The sequence below is a fragment of the Tissierella pigra genome (assembly GCF_009695605.1).
GTDB classification, from domain to species: domain Bacteria; phylum Bacillota; class Clostridia; order Tissierellales; family Tissierellaceae; genus Tissierella; species Tissierella pigra.
In genome coordinates this window covers 35,819-55,092 of sequence record NZ_VUNQ01000012.1, presented here as the reverse complement: position 1 = coordinate 55,092, position 19,274 = coordinate 35,819, and the positions used below count along the sequence as shown (strand labels likewise).

Below are 19,274 nucleotides of genomic sequence, written 5' to 3'. Positions count from 1 at the left end.
TAACCTCCTTAATATTTTGATATCGTATACTTAACTGAATTCCTCAATAAAATTAAACTTTAATAGTATTCAGTCTAAATATATAGTATAACTGTATATCGTTATTATATATAGTTCAACTGTATATGTCAAGATTTTTTTTACTATACTTTAATTTCTAATGTAAGCTTATATACAAAAAATTAAAAAGTGTTGCAAACTTGTATCAAGTGCAACACTTTTTTATAAAATTAAAACTCTGATACTATCCATTCCCTTCGCAACTCCCATAGAGCAGCTTGATTTGGCTTTGATAAGTCTATATTATCCTCAAATAAAAAATCCCAGCTTTTTCTTACCTTTTGTTTCAAATGAGGATAAAAATTAGTCATATAAATACTAGCTTCATTTTTAATTCCTTGTTTTTCTAGAGAGTCATTATATTCCGCCCAATCCTTTTCATCTTTCGGTATATAAGCTAAATTTAATATTCTATTCCATTTGAATGGATCAAATAGAATTACATTTTCAATATCAACCTCTATCTCTAAAACTTTACTATCCTCATGGTTTTCAACATATCTTAAATCCGTAAATAGCCATATGGGATATTCTGCCCCCTCTGGCTTAGGTACTATATTTACTGCTTTTCTAATAAACCAATTATAAGGTTCTAAAAAGACATTAGCTACATTTTCATATTTTTTAATTATGAATTCTTTTTTAACATGGTATATCCCTTTTTCTCTAATAGTATCTAAGACTATTTCCCTCTGAGATGTATATAACTTTATCTTTTTATTCAATTGAGACATCTACCCCCATCTTTTAAATTTACCATTTATCCATGTATAATATCTACTACCCATTCCTTTTTTATTTCCCATATAGTTGCTTGTACTAGTGTGCTTTCCTCACCTAACGGTTCAAATAGTCTTTCCCAACTTTTGATTATCTTATTTTTAAGTAATGGATAGAAATTACCTTTATCACCTGTAATTAGAGCAGACTCATCACTTATACCAAATTTTTTTAGCTCTTCATTATGTCTTTCTTCATCCTCTGGATCAATAGGTAAATAAAAATAGTTCACTACATATCCCCATTTATCTACATCAGTATAAATAACATTTTTTCTATCTACTTCTATTTCCAAAATAATAGTATCCTCTGTAGGCTGCAGCATCATATCTGAAGATATAGAAAGCCAAATAGGATATATTACACCTTCTGGTTTAGGCACTACTTTAGCTGCATTTCTTCCATACCATTCATATAGATTTAAGTAATAATCTGATATGGTATCCATCTTTTCTAGAATATACTCCTTCTTAACTCTATAAACTCCATATTTTTCTAACTCTTTAAGAACATTTTTATGCTGTCTTGTCCAAAGTTTTACTTTATCACTAAGATTATATAAATCAGTTGTCATATCTCTACGCCTCCTCTTTTGACTTTCTTATTCTGTATTAATTTATTATGATATGAAAATTATTAGAATATTTTTCTTCTAACTGGAGATTTAACTCCAAATTTTTCAAGATCAGTTATATAAGTCTTTAATTTATTAATATTAAAATGTTTAACTTTGTTAATTTATATAATATCATAACCATGATTGTAATACAATCATGGTTATGATCGCTTGCCACTTACGTTATTCTTAATTATTTCAATTAATGTTTTAAAACTCTTTGTTTGAATTTTATTTTTATGGAATACAATATGATTTACATTAATTAATTCAAAATCATTTACCTTTATTTCAAAGATTCCACCACTTTCGATTTCTCTTTCTATTAGAATTTTAGGCAGCACACTTATTCCTAAATTTTGTTTTACCGCATAAATAAGGGCTTGTGAATTTATACTTATCCATTCTGGATTTGCTTTTAAATTATGTAATAACAATGCACTATCAAAAACATCACGGATTGCACTGCCTTTTTCTCTAAGTAATAATCTTTCTTGGATTAACTTATTGATATTTATAGGTTCATCTAAAGCTAATTTATGTTTGGGAGAACATATTATTGCTAATTCATATGACGAAAATGGAATTTTTATTAATTCTTCATTATAAATAACACCTTCAATTAAACCTAAATCAATCTCATTATTACATAACATCTCTTCAATTTTTCCAGCATTTCCAACTATAACTTTTGTTGGAGTATTCCTATAAATTTTTTCAAATTTTACTATTGCTTCAGGTAAAATAAAGTTGGCTATAGTTATACTTGATCCAATTTTAATAGTTGCATTATCTTCTAACTCTTTAATATTTTGTTCTAAGTCATCATATAAATCTAACAATTTTATTACCTTTGTTAAGAATAATTTACCTGTTTCATTTAAATAAATCTTCCTTGAAATTCTATCAAATAAATGAACCCCTAAATAGCTTTCTAATTCACTAATTGCACTAGAAACTGCTGGTTGTGTCATAAATAATTTTTCTGCTGCCTTTGTGATACTTTCTTCCTCACACACTATTTTAAAAATACGTAAATGTCTTATTTTCATATTTAACCCCTTATTCATTATCATTTAGTTATGTATTATATAAAATAATACTATTATACTTATACTGATTCAAGGTATATAATAAACAATGTTGAAAATAAATGTATTGGAGGGTTCACTATTATGAAGATAAAAAAATTGAAGTTATATCTTTCACTTTTTAGAATCACATTTTCTATTAGTGCTTTTACTTTTGGAGGAGGATATGTAGTTATTCCTATGATGCGTAAGTATTTTGTTAATGGCCTAGAGTTAATTAGTGAGCAGGAACTACTAGATATGGCTGCAATTGCACAATCAACTCCAGGTGCTATTGCAGTTAATATTGCTGTATTAGTGGGTTATCGAATCTCTGGAATTATAGGTGCAATTATTTCTTGTATTGGAACAGTCTTACCTCCCTTGTTAATATTATCAGTTATATCCTCATTCTATAAATCTTTTAGGGATAATAGGGTTATTTCTGCAATCTTAAAAGGTATGGAGGCAGGAGTTGCTGCTACAATTGTAGATTTAGTAATTGATATGGGTCAGGGAATTTTAAAAGAAAAAAATTTGCTGTTAACTTTAATGGCTCCCATTGCATTTTTAGCTAGTTTTATTTTTAATATCAATGTATTAGTTATTATTATTTTCTGTTCTATTTTGTGTTTTATCCAAACTTATATAAAAAGCAGACAAGGAGGAATCCAAGATGAATAAAACTATTTTTACATTATTTATTACATTTTTACAAATTGGATCATTCAGTATAGGTGGTGGATATGCTATTATACCATTGATACAGGAACAGTTAGTAAATTATCATAGTTGGATTACGCTTCAAGAATATACAGATATTATCACAATCTCCCAAATGACACCTGGACCTTTAGTTGTGAATACTGCTTCTTTTGTAGGAATACGTATAGCTGGAATATCTGGGGCCATATTGGCTACCTTAGGAAGTATTATATCTGGATTCATTATTTCTATCTTTTTATATAAGTTTTTTAAAAAACATAAAGAAATAGATAGTATTTCCAATATATTAAAAGGATTACGTTCTAGTTCTGTGGGACTAATTGCTTCTGCTGCATCAACTATTGTTTTAATTGCTTTTCTCGGGACTTCATCTTACAATATTAAAGATATTAGCATAAATATTACTGCTATAATTATATTTATTATTTCTTTATTTTTATTGAGAAAGTACAAACTAAATCCTATACTGATTTTGGTTTTAACGGGTTTTGTAGGTTTGCTTTTTTATTAACCATTAGTCTAAGGAAATTTATTTGCATAAGCCACATTTATTATAAATATCTAGAATTACAGATTCCTTTCCTTTAATATACAAATCTATATCTTCTGGATATTTCAAAGCCATCTCTTTTTTTATTGAACCATATCTATCTCTATCCTCTTTATGCTGTCTTAAATAATTTCTAAATGTTATATGACGATACAATTCTTTATTGTCTTTATTACATACATATAAATGGTGTACCATTAAATGTGGTTTATTTTTATAATCAAATGCTTCTCTACCAGATATACCTAGATCTCCTTCATATATATATCCAATAGATTCTAATGCCTTTTTTACTTCTTCAAAATTTTTGTCAATCACAATGTCTATATCGATAATTGGTTTTGCAGCTAATCCTTCAATAGATGTGCTCCCCACATGCTCAATTGAATTTATTTTTTCAGCCAAAACTGTTAATAATTCGTTTTTTATACGTTCAAATTCATTTTTCCATTCTGGATTATAATCTTCTACTACTACATATTTTGTTTTCATTACATTCTCCTTTACAATTTACTATTTATAGAAAAGTTTATTCTAATATTTCAACCAATATCAAGGTAACGTAATCATCTCGATTGTTTGTACCAATCTCAAAAATAAGATATTCTTCATAAGCATGTTTTCCTAGCTTAATCTGATGTTTTTCAGCATATTCAATAATCTTGTTATACATTTCACTAATATTTTGATAACTTCCCTTATAATAAACCTGAAGATACCAACCTTCTCTCCGTATTAAAGTAGTATCTTTGTCATGGATATTTTCACCTTTAGTATATAAATAAGAAAAGCTATTAAATCTTTTCTCAAGAATATTATCAATAGTAAGAACTCCCCCTAGAAAATCAATCATACTAGCATTACTACTTTCACGAAAAGCAATTATGGAAGAAATAAAATCAGGATAAGAATCATCCATCCCATTATCCATCAATGAACTTCGTAGAGCATATACTTCTTTATGGTAAGCTAATTCAATTTTATTATATTCTAAATTTAAGGCTTCTTCTGTTAAATCTTTTAAGGCATCAATTTCATGTTTAATTTGCTCTAGCCTAACAAGTTCTTCCACAACTTCTTTTGATTTTTGATCTAATAAAGATATTAAAGCATTTGGATTTCGCCTATCCATAAATTCTTTAATTTCCTTCAAAGGCATACCCAATCTTTTTAAAGCTGTAATAATAGAAAAGGTATCATATTGACGAAATGAGTAATATCGATAACCATTTTCTTTAATAATTTCAGGTTGAAATAATCCTATTTGGTCATAATGAAATAAAATATGTTTTGGAATACCACAAAGTTTAGCAAATTCACCTGTGGTTAAATATTCGTTTTTACTACTAGACATGATCACCCTCCAAAAATCTCATAATATTTTATGAGTTATTTTCCTTGGCTATAATATAACCTTATAGTTTATAATAATTCAAGTATTCCCTAAAATCAAGAAATCTTATATATAGATAAACAAGCTCAAAAATAAAACAATTTATAATAATATCTAGCATTAACAAGAGATTTAATTTCAAACTATTTTAATAAGATCCTTAATTTACACTTCTATTGAAAAATAATCATCTCAAAATCTTAAATATTCATCTTTTATCTAATATTAGACTATAGTTACAGATAATTGTGTCGATAAATAATCTAAGTGAAATGTCAATCTATTATTAAAAATTATTTTGAATTATAAATATAAGACTGTCTCTTATATTTATAATCACAGAAAACAGAGGTGAATTATGCAAGATATATTTCGTTTTAAAGTAAACTTAGGTGGAATGATTGATATATTAGGAAATCATTTGTATAGTAGTCAAGATGTATTTATTCGAGAACTACTTCAAAATAGTGTAGATGCTATAAATGCAAGAAGACTAATAGAAAAAAATTGGACTGAAGGAAAGGTATGTATCAGCTTAGTGCAAAGTGAAGATACAAATACTATTGTATTTGAAGATAACGGAGCAGGGCTTACTGAAGCTGAGATACATAAGTTTCTTTCCATAATAGGAGAATCCTCCAAGAAGGATATACTGGAAGGTATAGTAGATGCAAATTATATAGGCCACTTTGGAATAGGTCTATTATCTTGTTTTATGGTATCTGATGAAATAGATGTTATAACTAGGTCTATAAAGGATAATATTTCATATCATTGGAAAGGAAAACCAGATGGAACTTATACTTTAAATAAGTTAGAAACCAGTATAGCAGTTGGAACTTCAATTTACCTTAAATGTAAGAAAGGAAATGAAAAATATTTCACGAAAGATAAACTTATTAGTTTACTAAAATATTATGGGCTTCTTTTACCAGTACCTATCTATTTAAATGTAGACGGTAAAGATATAAAGTTAAATATCGAAATCTCCCCTTGGGATGATATGACCTTATCACCTCAAGAAATATTAGAATTCGGAGAAGATATATTTTCAGAAGAATTTTTGGATTATATTCCAATACACTCTAAAACTGGAGGAATTAATGGATTTGCCTATATTATACCTCGTAAAGTAGTGAGTAGTGAGAATAGAACACATCGAATATATTTGAAAAACATGTTACTTACAGAAAAAGGTCAAGATCTACTTCCAAATTGGGCATTTTTTGTTAAATGTACCTTAAATGCAAATGAATTAACTCCTACAGCTTCTAGAGAAAGCTTTTGTGAAGATGAAACTTTAGATAAAACCAGAGAAGAATTAGGAGAATGTATAATTAACTATTTATCGAGATTATCTAAAATAGCACCTAAAAAACTTTCTTATATTATAGATATACATAGTTTAGCTATTAAATCATTAGCGGTAGAGGAGGATAAGGTGTATAAAGCATTTATAGACTACTTAACCTTTCCTACGTCTCAAGGAAATAAAACGGGCTATGAACTGAGAACATCCTCTGAAAAGATAATATATACTTATTCTGTTGACGAATTCAGGCAGATGTCTAGTATATTTGCAGCACAAAATAAATTACTTGTAAATGCAGGTTATATATATGATAAGGAGCTTCTAGAAAAGCTGCCTATTCTATTTAATGATGTATCTGTAGAACTTATAATAGGTATGGATTTATATGAAATTATGGAAGATATAACTTTTGAAGAACAAGAGAGATCATATATGCTTTTAAAGATTGCAAATATTACTCTTAATGAATTTAAATGTGAAGTTGATATAAAAAAATTCAGTCCACAGGAATTGCCGGTTTTATACACAATAAATGAAGATGCTATGACATACAGAAATATATTAAAAGACAAGGAAGATATAGACAACAGCTTTGTAAGCATATTAGATGGATTTGCAAAAGAAATGGAAAACAACTCTTATGCAAAACTATATTTTAATATAAATAATCCTTTAGTAAATAAACTTATATCTTTAGAAGATAAATTAGCTCTTAGTAACTGTATAAAATTAATATATGTACAAGCCCTTTTAATAGGACACTTTCCTCTTAGAAATAATGAAATGAAAACTTTAAATAATGGTATAGAATCTTTGATAGAATGGGGACTTAGTAAATGAGTGAAAGGTTAGATAGATTAATAGATATGATGAATAAGTCACCAAAATATTCTAAAGAAAGGCTTTTAATTTGTGAAGAATTAGTAAAAGTAGCAGATTCAGAAAATAATATGTTATATTCCTTTGAAGGAAGAAAAGAAATCATACGTATAGATAAGTTTACTGGTGATGGATTTAAAGGTATATTAACATTTCCTAAGCTCTTATGGGCAGGAGATGAATATCTTAAAAAATCAAATAAACAGAGAAAATATGTACAATTTTATATAGTATGGGTACTAGAGAGTATGATGTATACATGTGATGATTACTATCAAATTGAGTATGAAAAATTAAATGAAATAATAGAGGAGTACAAAGTAAGGTGTATAGAATATGGGTATTCATTGAGAGTATATTATAAATATATGACCCTTACTTACATGGATTTAGAAGATGTAGAAAAAGTAAAAGAGTCATTTGAAAAATTCAAGTCCTGTCCTCGAGATGAGATTAGTGACTGTGAAGTTTGCGAATTAAGGTTTGAAGTGGAATATGAACTGTTTTTAAATAAATATGAGAAGGCATTGGAGTTAGCTGATCCCATATTTAAAGGTCAAAAAAAATGCACTACAGCTCTTCCCCTTACCTACGAACATTTTCTTGAATATTATATAAATAATAATATGTTGGAAGAGGCAAAAGAGTATAGGGAAAAGATGTATAGACTTATAAGTAAGGATGAGATTTATCTTAGTAATATGAGAATTCAATTTATATATTTTGCAATAACCGAACCTAAAAAGGGAGTGAAAATTTTTACTAAACATTTGAAATGGGCATTATCATCAAATAATGCAGACGATAATTTCAACTTCTATATAGGGGCATGGATGTTATGGGAAAGTTTTAAATTCAAGGAAAAAAGAGAGCAATGTAAACTTATATTACCGGAAGATACTCCATTTTATAAAGAAAGCGGTATCTATCTAGTTGATGATATTATCAATTATTGTAAAGATCAAGCACTAAGTATCGGAGAAAAGTTTGATACACGTAATAGAAATACTTTTTATATGAATTTTATTAATAAAATGAAAAAATTAGTATTTTAATATATAGGTAACCTGAATATTCAATAAAAAACTAATTTCTTTATATTTATAAAGAAATTAGTTTTTTATCTTTTATTTTACTCTTGCTCAAATATTCATTTTTATTATTGGACATCATAACCTCCTTAAAATCATTATTATTTTTATGAATTTATCTTGACTATAATACAACCTTATAGTTTATAATAATTCAAGTGTTCCTTAAAATCAAGAAATCTTAAAATATATTATTAAAACAATGTTATTAAATGGAGGTTATTATGAAGTTAATATTAAAGTATCTTAAAAAATATCCCAAATTAATTCTATTAAATATCTTGGGAATATTTAGCTTTGTTGCAGTTCAATTAGGCATTCCTACAATAATGGGAGCAATGATTGACAAAGGTATTGGTAACAGTGATATCGATTATGTTAAGAAAATGGGAATGGTCATGCTACTTGTAAGTATTATAGGTGGTGCAGGAACGATTTTGATTTCTTATGCTTCTTCAAGAATTTCAACATATATGATTCGTGATATTAGAAATGATGTTTTTGCACAATCACAGAAATTCTCTCATACAGAATATAATAAATTTGGTGTGTCATCAATGATTACACGTACAACTAGTGACGCATTTCAATTGATGTTATTCTCGAACTTGCTTTTTAGAACAGCATTATTAGCACCAATTATGATTTTCATAAGTGTATTTATGACAATGAAAACAAGTTTAAGCCTATCTTTAATTATTGGGGCAAGTTTTCCATTTATTATTCTAGGTGTAATTATAGTTGCTAAAGTAACTAATCCCATTTCTGATAGACAACAAAGAGGAATGGATCGTTTAAATAGGATTTCAAGAGAAAATTTAATGGGAACTAGGGTTATTAGAGCTTTTAGAAAAAGTAAATATGAGACAGAACGCTTTGCAGCAGTAAATGAAAGATATGCCTCTAGTTCAAAAAATTTATTTAAAATAATTTCCTTTACGCAACCAGCATTTTTCTTTTTATTACATTTATCTATGATGGCAGTGTTCTGGGTTTCTACCATTATGATTGATAAAGGAACTCTACAAGTTGGTCAATTGGTTGCATTTTTAGACTATCAGTTTCATGCCTTGTTCTCTGTTATGCTATTTTCCATGGTATTTATAATGTATCCTAGAGCCAGAGTTTCTGCAAATCGTATTCAGGAACTATTAAGTGAAGAACCAACTATAACAAATTCTAATAATGGAGCAAGAGATTTAAATGGCAAAATAAAATTAGAATTTGACCATGTTACATTTCAATATCCTAATGGTGAGCTTCCTATATTAAAAGATATATCATTTACAGCAAATCAAGGTGAAACAATTGCTTTTATAGGTAGTACTGGAAGTGGTAAAAGTACATTGATTAATTTAATTCCAAGATTTTACGATGTTACAAAGGGAACAATAAAAATAAATGATATGGATATTAGAGATTACGATATAGACGTACTTCGTAAAAATATTGGATTTATTCCACAAAAAGCGTTTTTATTTCGTGGAACTATAGAGGATAATTTAAAATTTGGTAATCCAAATGCAACAATAGAAGAAATGAACCATGCTATTGAAATAGCTCAAGCAAAGGATTTTATAGAAAATAAGCCAGATAAATTACAAGAGCATATTAGTGAAGGTGCTAAAAACTTTTCTGGTGGACAAAAGCAAAGAATCTCCATAGCAAGAGCAATTATTAGAAAGCCAGAAATTTATATTTTTGATGATAGCTTTTCAGCACTTGATTATAAAACAGATGCTACATTGCGTAAAGCCTTACGGGAAGAAACAAGAGAATCTATTGTATTAATAGTGGCACAAAGAATTGGTACAATAATGAATGCCGATAAGATAATTGTTCTAAATGAAGGTGAAATAGTCGGAATAGGAACTCATAAAGAATTATTGAAAACATGTAATGTATATTATGAAATTGCAGAATCACAGTTAAGAAAGGAGGAATTAGAGCAATGAAAAAATTATACCCTTATATGAAACCCTATTTGAAATTTTTTATAGCTTCAATTCTTCTCTTAGTTATATATTCAGGCTTTCTAGCAGCAGCACCAATGGTAGAAGGATTGATTACAACTAGATTAAAGGATGATGTTGCTAATATTGCTAATAATATTCCTGGAGCAGCCATTAGTTTTTCCTATATCCTTAAGATTTTAAAAATATTATTTGCTATCTATATAGGAAATATAACTTGTGGATTTTTATCTCAATATTTTTTAACTGATGGTATTCAAAATACTATGCGTGATTTAAGAAATGAAGTTCAAAAGAAGATTACAAAACTTCCAATTAGTTATTTTGATAATCGTACAGTTGGAGATATTTTAAGTATTATATCTAATGATATAGATACAATATCAAATGCCTTACAGCAATCTTTATCTAGAATATTAAGTTCGGTTTTATCCATAACTTTAGCTGTTTCCTTAATGTTTTACATTAATCCTACTATGGCTATAATAGCTATTTTAATTGTTCCATGTAGTATCTTTATAATGAGATTCATTGTAAAACGTTCTAATGTTATGTTTGAGAATCAGCAAAATGCCTTAGGAACTTTAAATGGATATATTCAAGAAAGATATACAGGTTTAACAGAGATTAAATTATATGGGAAACAAGCAGAATCTATTGAGGAATTTAAAAAAATTAATAATAATCTAGCCGAAAATGGATTTAAGGCACAATTTGTATCAGGGCTTATGTCACCATTAATATCCTTAGTTACTTATATTGCAATGGTATCAGTTATTTTTGTAGGAGTAACTTTTGTAATTTCTGGTGCAATAACTGTGGGACAGCTTCAAGCATTTATACGTTATATGTGGCAGTTAAACGAACCACTGGAACAAGTAACTCAACTATCATCAGCTATTCAGTCTGCCATTGCTGCCTCAAGAAGGGTCTTCGATTTTCTTGAAGCAGAAGAAGAAATACCAGAGTTAGTTAAACCTCTTAAAATTAAAGATTTAAAAGGAAATGTTACTTTTGAAGATGTATCTTTTGGTTATACGAAAGATAATATATTAATTAAGGATTTGAATTTAGATGTTAAAAGTGGTCAAATGGTAGCAGTTGTAGGGCCTACAGGTGCTGGGAAAACAACACTGATTAACCTTTTAATGCGTTTCTATGATGTAAATAGTGGTGCTATTAAAGTAGATGGTGTAAACATAAAAGATATGAGCAGAGATGAACTTCGTTCTATTTTTGGTATGGTTTTACAAGATACATGGTTGTTTAATGGAAGTATTGCTGATAATATCAAGTATGGTAATGAAAATGCAACTAGGGAAGATATTATAAATGCTGCTAAAATGGCAAATGTACATCACTTTATTAAGACACAGCCAGATGGCTATGATATGATATTAAATGAGGAATCTTCCAATATATCTGCTGGAGAGAAACAATTATTAACTATAGCAAGAGCGTTCTTGGCAGATCCATCTATTTTAATCCTTGATGAAGCAACAAGTTCGGTAGATACAAGACTTGAGTCAATGCTACAAACTGCCATGAAGAATATTATGAAAGGCAGAACAAGCTTTGTTATTGCTCACCGTCTATCTACAATTAGAAATGCAGATTTAATCCTTGTTATGAATAATGGAGCTATTGTTGAACAGGGTACTCATGATGAATTAATGATAAAGAAAGGTTTTTATGAAAGTTTGTATATGAGTCAATTTCAGAAACTACCATAAAATAGATCTTATCTTACTATAAACAATAACTAAAAGGGTCAAAATAGTGTTTGTCACTGATTTTGCCCCTTAATTTATACTAAACTACTAAAATAAAACCTAATCTTTTCTGTCTATCTTAAATTGTTTTAATTAAGTTCCCACCTTAGTTTTTTAAAAATAATAACAAAGGTGTTATAGTATTTTTCTCTGTAAAATCTACTTTTTTTCCATAAGTAGACAAAAGTTCTTTATCATCGTCTGATAACTCATTAGAATCTTTCCTAGAAATTACAGTCTTTAGCATTGCCATCATGGATTTATGTATTATTCCTAATTTCTTATAATCAATACTACCACGTAGATGAAAAAATTTTATATTTTCCCGCATTTCCTGTGAAAACCACTTTTCTGTAATTGGAATAAAAACTTCTTCTCTATCAGTTGAGGCTAATCCTACAGTAAAAACTATTATTTCCTTATCTTTTAGTACCTCAAAATTTTTAGTTATGATAGAAATTCCAGCAATTCCACTTGCATATAATCCACCACCATAAATAATAGTATCATATGTCCTTAATTTATTAATATCTATTTCTGAACACTCAAATAAATCTCCTTTAGTTTCTTCTGCTATCCATTGAGCATATTTTTTAGTACTGCCATATTTAGATTTATATACTATAGCTATATTGTTCATATACTATCATCTCCTATTCCCCTCAAAATCAAGATAATTTCTCTTCAATATTTTGGATACTATCCATCAACCTAAATAATATTTCATCAAGTTCTTTAATCTCTCTGTCTTTTAACACTCTAAAAAAATCTTCAATAAATTTATGATCTTTATCTTGGCGTACTCTTACATATTCCTCCATCTTCTTTGTAGGAAATATTCGTATCGCTCGATTATCCAATTGATCTTTCTCAATAGTTAAAAAACCCTTTTCTTGAAGTCTTATGGCCAATTGTTTTGAATTCTGGTGAGATGTTCCCATTTGTTTAGCCAATTGACTAAGTGTGGGAGGGCTTTCGAAAAAAGTTGTTAATGTCAGCATAAAGAACCATTGCTTAGTAGTAAGTTCACCAAGGAAACTATTTCCAATGGTCTCCAGCTTATTGGATAATAAAAATATCATTCCAAAAATACGATACCTTTTATCAATATCATATAATTTTTCTAATTCTTTCATACTAACCTCCATAGAATAAAATAAAGGTAATATATTACCTTTATTTTATTCTATATTAGTTTGATAATCATGTCAAGTTAAATTATGGAACTAGAATATTTCACAAGCTACCCTATTTAATACTAATAATATTTTTATCATATTGATGTATCTAACAATTATTTAAAATTTTATTTATATAAAGCTAATTTTCTATCTGTATCTATCTACTGCGATATAATTTATCTATTTTATCTTGCTCTTTCATTAGCTTTGAATATGAGTTATTGACCAATTTTTTCTTTTCATCTGATACACCTATTACGAAATATTGGAACACCTTTAACCATTGTTCATAACTTAAACAAGTTGGACTATCTGTCATTTTAAAACCTATATCATTGGATAGCCGTTTAATCTGTTTATAAGAAAATATATGTTTACATCTAAGTTTCATATCTTTACCTGTATTACTAAAGATGTATGCAATAAAATCAGAGTATAAGTTTCCTTTATCCTTTCTTATTAGTCTATTCTCTCTTTTTTTAATTTGTAAAAATACACTATCGACACTAGTAACTGGATTGAAATCTGTTCTCTTAAGATTCCTTATAATTTCAAAATCAAAATATGGTTTAAGAAGTAAAGAACGCATACTTTCTCCATCATAAGGTTTACCAGCATATTTTTCTGCTGCTTCCTTTTGAAGTATAATATATATATCATCAGGAGGATTGTCAGCAAATATTAATTTTGATAAAATAGCTGAAGTAATATTGTAAGGAATATTAGAAAAAATCTTATATCTATATTCTTTCGGCAACTCAAATTCTAAGAAGTCTCCATGAATTATTTCCACATTTTTTATATCATAGAACTTATCCTTTAGACTTTTATATAAGTTGAAATCATATTCTATAACATATACTTTCTTACACTTTTTTACTAATTGTTCGGTGATAATACCTCTACCTCCTCCAATCTCTATAACAATATCATCTTTACATATATTGCTTTGACCTATTAAATCGGACACTAGTTTTTTGCTGTATAAAAAATTTTGTGAGTACTGTAATTTTATCTGATTATCTTTATTTAACATTAAATCCACCACCTTAAAAATATTTGATGTGGATTCATGTATATTGAATAATCCATGACAACAAAAAAAGCTATAAATGAATAAACTATCCATCTATAGCTCTATAAATTCAACAATATTTTTTTATACAAAATTTATATCAAATAATAAATTTACTTGATAAATTATAATCTTTTAGCTGTTATAAAAAAGCTCAAAAAATATCCTATTTTAAGGATATAATAAATTAAAATATAGTTAGCTGCATGGGTTTTTCACTATTAGAATCCACTAATACAAGGTATGATAAATAAAACCTAATTTTTAGGCAGATTACCTTATATTAATTTTATTTAGTTGTATTTATTTAACAACTAAATTACGAATTCTTATTGAAGCTATACCCATCTTGCAACTCTCCTTTCTATTAATTAAAAGCATTATAGCATAGTTATATATATTTAACAAGTATTAATAGCAACTATTCTAAAATAAAACGTTTATATGCAATGTTTTTTCCTGTATTTGTTTTGAAGTTTTCATCAATACATTTCTTTATTTCATTCTGTTCTTTCTGTATATCCATAACTGTTAAATTTTCCAATAAATCTGCTTCCCATTGTATTTGAAAATCAATCCCATTAATTTTAGAAGGGGTATGATGATTAGCAATTATAAATAGTATCCTGTCAATGTTTTTGTCATAGCCTACTTTTTCTAATATTTTTTGTGCTACTGCTGGCCCTTCTTTTTCTTGATATTCGCCATCAATTGAACTATACTTTTTTTGAGCTTCAACTGCACCAATATCATGCAATATAGCCACAATTGTAATTATTTCCTTTTCTTCTCCTTCTACATTCTCACCCTTCATTATTTCTTCTGCGTTTTCCAATACCTTAAGAGTATGATCTATCCCAAAAGGTATTTCTGTAAATACTTCTTTCATTTCTTTAATTATCTTTTCTTCGTACATAAGAACCTCCATATTTTTCGCCGTATATTATCCTACTTATATTCATAGCCCTGTTATCACTTAAACTATCATATATTATCAAATTTTATCGACTTTCTACTTATTTTTGTCTCCATGCTATAATCCTACTTTTGATATAACATTTCAATATGCTCTATTCCATCCTCTAGATATATATCAGATGTTGACTTAAATCCAAAACTCTCATAAAATTTTTGCAGATATGCCTGTGCAGAAATCTTAATTTCTTTTTCTTCCAAAGTATCTATAATAAAATCTATTGCTTTTTGTACTATTTCTTTCGACAGTCCTTTTTTTCTATAGGGATTTTTTGTCAGTACCCTACCAATTGATGTTTCTGGATATGATATACCCTTTGGAAGAACCCTTAAATATGCTATTATTTCACTATTATCCTCTAAAAACACATGAAAAGATACCTCATCTTTTGAATCTAAATCTTGATATATACAATTCTGTTCTACAACAAAAACTTCTACTCTTACTTTTAATATTTCATACAATTCTTTAGTTGTTAATTCACTAAACTTTTTTATTTTATAATTCATTTTTCTTAAATTTCCTCCATAAATTCCTGTTTATTTTTCCCCAAATCAATATATGCTATTAAATCCATTGTAACAAATATTAATAACAAAAAGCAAATTAATGATATTTAATCCATTAATTTGCCTTTTTAGAATTTATGATTGCCAATCAGCTGGATAGGTTATATAGATAAAACTTGCCTTTCCTTCAACTGAAAACTGAATACTTGAACCCCTTGGAATCAAAATCAATTCTCCTGCATTGGCAGTTATATGCCGTCCATCTATGATAATAGTCAGAGTTCCTTCAATAATATAATCTATTTCATCATATCCTAAAGTCCAGTCGAAGGTAGTATCCTCCATTACCATTAGGCCACAACCCAATCTAGGGCTTTCAGTAAGTGATACTAAATCCTTTGTATACACTTTATGGTTAGGGTTCCCTGTGTCCAGTCGATCTTCTTCACTTACAGAAAACAACGGCAACGAGATTGCCATTACGCCACTAGGATCAACATGTCTCTTTGAAGAATCATTTAACTTATTACTGTATTCTTCCATTATGATACTACGAACTAAATTTTCAATTTCTGATCTGTCTATATTCAATATCTTGCCTCCATCCCTACTTAAATCTCTATAGTATTAGCTTTATTCAATCCTAAAGACACGCTTAGATAGAAATATAGCAACAAAAATGGCAGAAATACCACCGACTAACTTACCAATAATCATTGGAACAATCAATTCTGGTGCAACACCAGCTGTAAATCCTAAATGGTCACCAAATGTAAAAGATGCTGAAACTGCAAAAGCAATATTAATTACCTTTCCACGTTTATCCATGCTCTTTACTGTTTGGAACATGGCGATGTTATTGGCAAGAGATGCAATTAGACCTGCTGCAGCAACATCATTCATTCCTAACAATTGCCCTAGTTTCAGCAATGGTTTCTTAAATAGTTTTGTAATCAAGAATACCAATCCATAAGCACCAGCTAAAGTAATGGCAATACTACCAACTGTTTGGAATCCAACTTCAAGTGTATCTTGATTTTCAAATATCTTAATACCTAATAGCAAATCTAATCCGCCGATTGCTAACCCAATGGCTGCAACAGCTACTATAATTTTCCCAAATATATTGAACCCTTTAATCATTCCTTCAGGGATTTTAAATAGCCCAATTGAAATTAAAATCGCTACAGCTATTATAGGTATTAAATTCATAAAGACTTTAACTATTGGCATACCCATTACAATTCCCGCAACTAATGCTCCGATTGGAATAGTTACAATACCACATAATACTCCTTGTGCCAGATATTTTGTATCTTCCTTACTGATAATACCTAATCCCACTGGGATTGTAAATACAAGGGTGGCTCCCATCATTGCTCCTAAAATACCACCTGAGAAAAGTGTAATTAGCGGGTCAGTAGTCATCTGTTGTGCTAAGAAAAACCCGCCCATATCATTTGCTAGTAAAGTTCCTGCAAACATTGCTGGATCTGCTCCTAACAATTTATATAATGGAACCACTATAGGACTCAACCAATCTGATAACTTGGGTGCTATAACAATTATACCCGCCATTGAAAGTGCTAAAGAACCCATTGCTAGTATTCCTTCCTCAAATTGTTGACCTAAACCAGTTTTATTACCCAGTGAACGGTCAATTGCACCTATGACCATTATAATTGCCATAATCCAAATTATTATTTCATTTATACCCATTTATTTCACTCCATTCTATTTATAAATAGCAACTTTCATCATTACTCTGGATAGTCCACTGTATCTATAATACCGACAATAACCATATCAACAGGAATACTTTTACCATCAAAAGACAGACGACCAGAGCTACCAGTCGTAATCAGTACAGATTCTCCGATTCCAGCACCTACCCGATCAACTGCAACGACTAGAGCAGTATCCACCTCATGTTTGTTTAGTTGTTTTTCAATGAGTAGAAACTTTGAACCATTTAATTTTTCATCCTTACGAGTAGCCCATAAGCTACCGACAACTTTCCCAATGAACATAGTATGCTCCTTTCTATACTATTTGAACACCTAAATCACGCATATAATCTCTAGCCAATGCTGTAATAATGATGTTCTTATCTGCTTCAAAGATATCTCCTGCCTGTAAGTTCAATTTTCGTACTTTTGCTATGGTAAAAAGTTCCTTCTTATCACTTTTATGAATTACATCTTTTACTTCCTTATTTATAGTTTGATCTTTTTCTTCAAAATTCTTTAATGGAAGTATAGAAGCACCATACCTTACCAATTGGTTTTTATAATTCACAAGAACCTGTAGCAGTGCTCGTGGAACCACATGTTGACTTGCTTGAATCTCCATTCCGTCTTCTAAAAAAATAACATCCTTCTTATTCAATAACCTCTCCCAAATAGTTACTTCATCTTCTGTTTGAGGGAGTCCTAGTGCTATACGATTCATATTTAAAATAGACAGTTCAGTAACAATTACTATATCTGGATTAAATTTATCTTTAACTGGTACTATTTCATAACCTCTTCTTTCGTAGTAAGTTCGAATACTTAAATATTCTTTCCCTAAAAATGTAACTGTCCCTCTGGATTCTTCCTTCTGTAAACGTTGAATAATAATATCTGTGATTTTTTGAACTAGTATTTCAACATTATCCATATATGTCACCTCTTAACAATACGTCCTCGTACGCCTTTCTTATAACCACAGGCATTTGCTTCATCGTAATCGATGTGCATATAAGTCTCAAACTTGGGACTTACTCTCACTATAACGTCATCAAATATAAGTGGTCTTTCACTAAACACCTGAACGGATACCCTTTCTTGATCTTTGACACCTAGCCTTTGGGCATCTATATCTTTTACATGAACATGGCGTTTTGCCACTATGACACCTCTATCTAAGACAAAAGACTTAGAACCATTCATCAAAATAATTCCTGGGGTATTTTCAATATTTCCACTTAATTGAACTGGAGCATTTACACCTAGTAGACGTGCATCTGTTAATGAAACTTCCACTTGACAGTTTTTTCGCTCTGGTCCAAGAATTATAACATTGTGAATAGTATCTTTAGGTCCTTTAATACTCACTCGTTCTTCTGATGCAAATTCTCCTGGCTGTGATAGGTATTTGGATGGATGTAATTCATAACCCTCTCCAAATAGGGAATCTATTGCCTCTCTATTTAGATGGATATGTCTTCCACTTGCTTCAATTTCAAAAGTTTGGTCCATTACTTCGTATATACGAGAGACAACTATATCCACGATTGTATCAATATTGTTTTTAGTCATATTCTCACC

Annotated in this window: 21 protein-coding genes; 6 read left to right on the top strand and 15 right to left on the bottom strand. The window is 29.0% G+C overall.

Annotated elements, in window-relative coordinates; genetic code table 11:
* Nucleotides 1–230: 230 nt before the first annotated feature.
* The 3 genes from FYJ83_RS07275 to FYJ83_RS07265 all read right to left on the bottom strand — a co-directional run bounded on the left by FYJ83_RS07275 (nucleotide 231) and on the right by FYJ83_RS07265 (nucleotide 2,508).
* Nucleotides 231–785, bottom strand: coding sequence for a DUF3841 domain-containing protein (locus FYJ83_RS07275; protein WP_195837944.1), 555 nt, complete (start codon nucleotides 783–785; stop codon nucleotides 231–233).
* Nucleotides 786–820: 35 nt separating this feature from the next.
* Nucleotides 821–1,414, bottom strand: a complete 594-nt coding sequence (locus FYJ83_RS07270; protein ID WP_154439669.1) for a DUF3841 domain-containing protein — start codon at nucleotides 1,412–1,414, stop codon at nucleotides 821–823.
* 203 nt (nucleotides 1,415–1,617) lie between these two features.
* Nucleotides 1,618–2,508: a LysR substrate-binding domain-containing protein gene (locus tag FYJ83_RS07265; protein ID WP_154439668.1), complete on the bottom strand. Its 891-nt coding sequence runs from the start codon at nucleotides 2,506–2,508 to the stop codon at nucleotides 1,618–1,620.
* A gap of 123 nt (nucleotides 2,509–2,631) precedes the next feature.
* Here FYJ83_RS07265 and FYJ83_RS07260 point away from each other — a divergent pair, with 123 nt between their 5' ends.
* Nucleotides 2,632–3,210, top strand: a complete 579-nt coding sequence (locus tag FYJ83_RS07260) for a chromate transporter (RefSeq protein WP_154439667.1) — start codon at nucleotides 2,632–2,634, stop codon at nucleotides 3,208–3,210.
* Entirely contained in the window at nucleotides 3,203–3,763 is a 561-nt protein-coding gene (locus tag FYJ83_RS07255) for a chromate transporter (RefSeq protein ID WP_154439666.1), read from the top strand. Before FYJ83_RS07260 ends, FYJ83_RS07255 begins: the two co-directional genes overlap by 8 nt.
* A gap of 18 nt (nucleotides 3,764–3,781) precedes the next feature.
* On the opposite strand, the gene FYJ83_RS07250 is transcribed toward FYJ83_RS07255, so the two are convergent.
* Both FYJ83_RS07250 and FYJ83_RS07245 read right to left on the bottom strand, forming a co-directional pair.
* Nucleotides 3,782–4,294: a GrpB family protein gene (locus tag FYJ83_RS07250; protein WP_154439665.1), complete on the bottom strand. Its 513-nt coding sequence runs from the start codon at nucleotides 4,292–4,294 to the stop codon at nucleotides 3,782–3,784.
* A 37-nt stretch (nucleotides 4,295–4,331) separates the two neighbouring features.
* The gene (locus tag FYJ83_RS07245) at nucleotides 4,332–5,156 is read right to left on the bottom strand and encodes a MerR family transcriptional regulator (RefSeq protein WP_154439664.1); all 825 of its coding nucleotides are present in this window, start codon (nucleotides 5,154–5,156) and stop codon (nucleotides 4,332–4,334) included.
* A gap of 397 nt (nucleotides 5,157–5,553) precedes the next feature.
* Here FYJ83_RS07245 and FYJ83_RS07240 point away from each other — a divergent pair, with 397 nt between their 5' ends.
* The 4 genes from FYJ83_RS07240 to FYJ83_RS07225 all read left to right on the top strand — a co-directional run bounded on the left by FYJ83_RS07240 (nucleotide 5,554) and on the right by FYJ83_RS07225 (nucleotide 12,183).
* A complete protein-coding gene (locus FYJ83_RS07240; protein ID WP_154439663.1) occupies nucleotides 5,554–7,347 on the top strand; it encodes an HSP90 family protein in 1,794 nt (597 codons plus the stop codon).
* Entirely contained in the window at nucleotides 7,344–8,441 is a 1,098-nt protein-coding gene (locus tag FYJ83_RS07235; RefSeq protein WP_154439662.1) for a hypothetical protein, read from the top strand. Before FYJ83_RS07240 ends, FYJ83_RS07235 begins: the two co-directional genes overlap by 4 nt.
* Before the next feature lie 260 nt (nucleotides 8,442–8,701).
* On the top strand, nucleotides 8,702–10,432 hold the full coding sequence (locus tag FYJ83_RS07230; protein WP_154439661.1) for an ABC transporter ATP-binding protein: 1,731 nt from the start codon (nucleotides 8,702–8,704) through the stop codon (nucleotides 10,430–10,432).
* Nucleotides 10,429–12,183, top strand: coding sequence for an ABC transporter ATP-binding protein (locus tag FYJ83_RS07225; RefSeq protein ID WP_154439660.1), 1,755 nt, complete (start codon nucleotides 10,429–10,431; stop codon nucleotides 12,181–12,183). Before FYJ83_RS07230 ends, FYJ83_RS07225 begins: the two co-directional genes overlap by 4 nt.
* Nucleotides 12,184–12,328: 145 nt before the next feature.
* On the opposite strand, the gene FYJ83_RS07220 is transcribed toward FYJ83_RS07225, so the two are convergent.
* The 10 genes from FYJ83_RS07220 to eutD all read right to left on the bottom strand — a co-directional run bounded on the left by FYJ83_RS07220 (nucleotide 12,329) and on the right by eutD (nucleotide 19,265).
* On the bottom strand, nucleotides 12,329–12,862 hold the full coding sequence (locus tag FYJ83_RS07220) for a flavodoxin domain-containing protein (RefSeq protein WP_154439659.1): 534 nt from the start codon (nucleotides 12,860–12,862) through the stop codon (nucleotides 12,329–12,331).
* Between the two features lie 28 nt (nucleotides 12,863–12,890).
* Nucleotides 12,891–13,358, bottom strand: coding sequence for a MarR family winged helix-turn-helix transcriptional regulator (locus FYJ83_RS07215; RefSeq protein WP_154439658.1), 468 nt, complete (start codon nucleotides 13,356–13,358; stop codon nucleotides 12,891–12,893).
* A gap of 202 nt (nucleotides 13,359–13,560) precedes the next feature.
* The gene (erm, locus tag FYJ83_RS07210) at nucleotides 13,561–14,439 is read right to left on the bottom strand and encodes a 23S ribosomal RNA methyltransferase Erm (RefSeq protein WP_154439657.1); all 879 of its coding nucleotides are present in this window, start codon (nucleotides 14,437–14,439) and stop codon (nucleotides 13,561–13,563) included.
* A 460-nt stretch (nucleotides 14,440–14,899) separates the two neighbouring features.
* Nucleotides 14,900–15,394, bottom strand: coding sequence for an HD domain-containing protein (locus FYJ83_RS07205; protein WP_154439656.1), 495 nt, complete (start codon nucleotides 15,392–15,394; stop codon nucleotides 14,900–14,902).
* 125 nt (nucleotides 15,395–15,519) lie between these two features.
* Complete coding sequence (locus tag FYJ83_RS07200) at nucleotides 15,520–15,963, bottom strand: GNAT family N-acetyltransferase (protein ID WP_154439655.1); 444 nt, start codon at nucleotides 15,961–15,963, stop codon at nucleotides 15,520–15,522.
* A gap of 135 nt (nucleotides 15,964–16,098) precedes the next feature.
* On the bottom strand, nucleotides 16,099–16,554 hold the full coding sequence (locus FYJ83_RS07195; protein WP_195837943.1) for a cupin domain-containing protein: 456 nt from the start codon (nucleotides 16,552–16,554) through the stop codon (nucleotides 16,099–16,101).
* A gap of 42 nt (nucleotides 16,555–16,596) precedes the next feature.
* A complete protein-coding gene (locus FYJ83_RS07190) occupies nucleotides 16,597–17,682 on the bottom strand; it encodes an ethanolamine utilization protein EutH (protein WP_154439654.1) in 1,086 nt (361 codons plus the stop codon).
* A 41-nt stretch (nucleotides 17,683–17,723) separates the two neighbouring features.
* On the bottom strand, nucleotides 17,724–17,993 hold the full coding sequence (locus tag FYJ83_RS07185; RefSeq protein WP_154439653.1) for a EutN/CcmL family microcompartment protein: 270 nt from the start codon (nucleotides 17,991–17,993) through the stop codon (nucleotides 17,724–17,726).
* A gap of 13 nt (nucleotides 17,994–18,006) precedes the next feature.
* Nucleotides 18,007–18,624, bottom strand: a complete 618-nt coding sequence (locus FYJ83_RS07180) for a hypothetical protein (protein ID WP_154439652.1) — start codon at nucleotides 18,622–18,624, stop codon at nucleotides 18,007–18,009.
* A 5-nt stretch (nucleotides 18,625–18,629) separates the two neighbouring features.
* Entirely contained in the window at nucleotides 18,630–19,265 is a 636-nt protein-coding gene (gene eutD / locus FYJ83_RS07175) for an ethanolamine utilization phosphate acetyltransferase EutD (protein WP_154439651.1), read from the bottom strand.
* Nucleotides 19,266–19,274 lie beyond the last annotated feature (9 nt).

Excerpts from the sequence above, each read along its gene's own strand:
- FYJ83_RS07270 (WP_154439669.1), bottom strand. The coding sequence starts at position 1,414 with ATGACAACTGATTTATATAATCTTAGTGATAAAGTAAAACTTTGGACA.
- FYJ83_RS07265 (WP_154439668.1), bottom strand. The coding sequence starts at position 2,508 with ATGAAAATAAGACATTTACGTATTTTTAAAATAGTGTGTGAGGAAGAA.
- FYJ83_RS07260 (WP_154439667.1), top strand. The coding sequence starts at position 2,632 with ATGAAGATAAAAAAATTGAAGTTATATCTTTCACTTTTTAGAATCACA.
- FYJ83_RS07255 (WP_154439666.1), top strand. The coding sequence starts at position 3,203 with ATGAATAAAACTATTTTTACATTATTTATTACATTTTTACAAATTGGA.
- FYJ83_RS07250 (WP_154439665.1), bottom strand. The coding sequence starts at position 4,294 with ATGAAAACAAAATATGTAGTAGTAGAAGATTATAATCCAGAATGGAAA.
- FYJ83_RS07245 (WP_154439664.1), bottom strand. The coding sequence starts at position 5,156 with ATGTCTAGTAGTAAAAACGAATATTTAACCACAGGTGAATTTGCTAAA.
- FYJ83_RS07240 (WP_154439663.1), top strand. The coding sequence starts at position 5,554 with ATGCAAGATATATTTCGTTTTAAAGTAAACTTAGGTGGAATGATTGAT.
- FYJ83_RS07235 (WP_154439662.1), top strand. The coding sequence starts at position 7,344 with ATGAGTGAAAGGTTAGATAGATTAATAGATATGATGAATAAGTCACCA.
- FYJ83_RS07230 (WP_154439661.1), top strand. The coding sequence starts at position 8,702 with ATGAAGTTAATATTAAAGTATCTTAAAAAATATCCCAAATTAATTCTA.
- FYJ83_RS07225 (WP_154439660.1), top strand. The coding sequence starts at position 10,429 with ATGAAAAAATTATACCCTTATATGAAACCCTATTTGAAATTTTTTATA.
- FYJ83_RS07220 (WP_154439659.1), bottom strand. The coding sequence starts at position 12,862 with ATGAACAATATAGCTATAGTATATAAATCTAAATATGGCAGTACTAAA.
- FYJ83_RS07215 (WP_154439658.1), bottom strand. The coding sequence starts at position 13,358 with ATGAAAGAATTAGAAAAATTATATGATATTGATAAAAGGTATCGTATT.
- erm (WP_154439657.1), bottom strand. The coding sequence starts at position 14,439 with ATGTTAAATAAAGATAATCAGATAAAATTACAGTACTCACAAAATTTT.
- FYJ83_RS07205 (WP_154439656.1), bottom strand. The coding sequence starts at position 15,394 with ATGTACGAAGAAAAGATAATTAAAGAAATGAAAGAAGTATTTACAGAA.
- FYJ83_RS07200 (WP_154439655.1), bottom strand. The coding sequence starts at position 15,963 with ATGAATTATAAAATAAAAAAGTTTAGTGAATTAACAACTAAAGAATTG.
- FYJ83_RS07190 (WP_154439654.1), bottom strand. The coding sequence starts at position 17,682 with ATGGGTATAAATGAAATAATAATTTGGATTATGGCAATTATAATGGTC.
- FYJ83_RS07185 (WP_154439653.1), bottom strand. The coding sequence starts at position 17,993 with ATGTTCATTGGGAAAGTTGTCGGTAGCTTATGGGCTACTCGTAAGGAT.
- FYJ83_RS07180 (WP_154439652.1), bottom strand. The coding sequence starts at position 18,624 with ATGGATAATGTTGAAATACTAGTTCAAAAAATCACAGATATTATTATT.
- eutD (WP_154439651.1), bottom strand. The coding sequence starts at position 19,265 with ATGACTAAAAACAATATTGATACAATCGTGGATATAGTTGTCTCTCGT.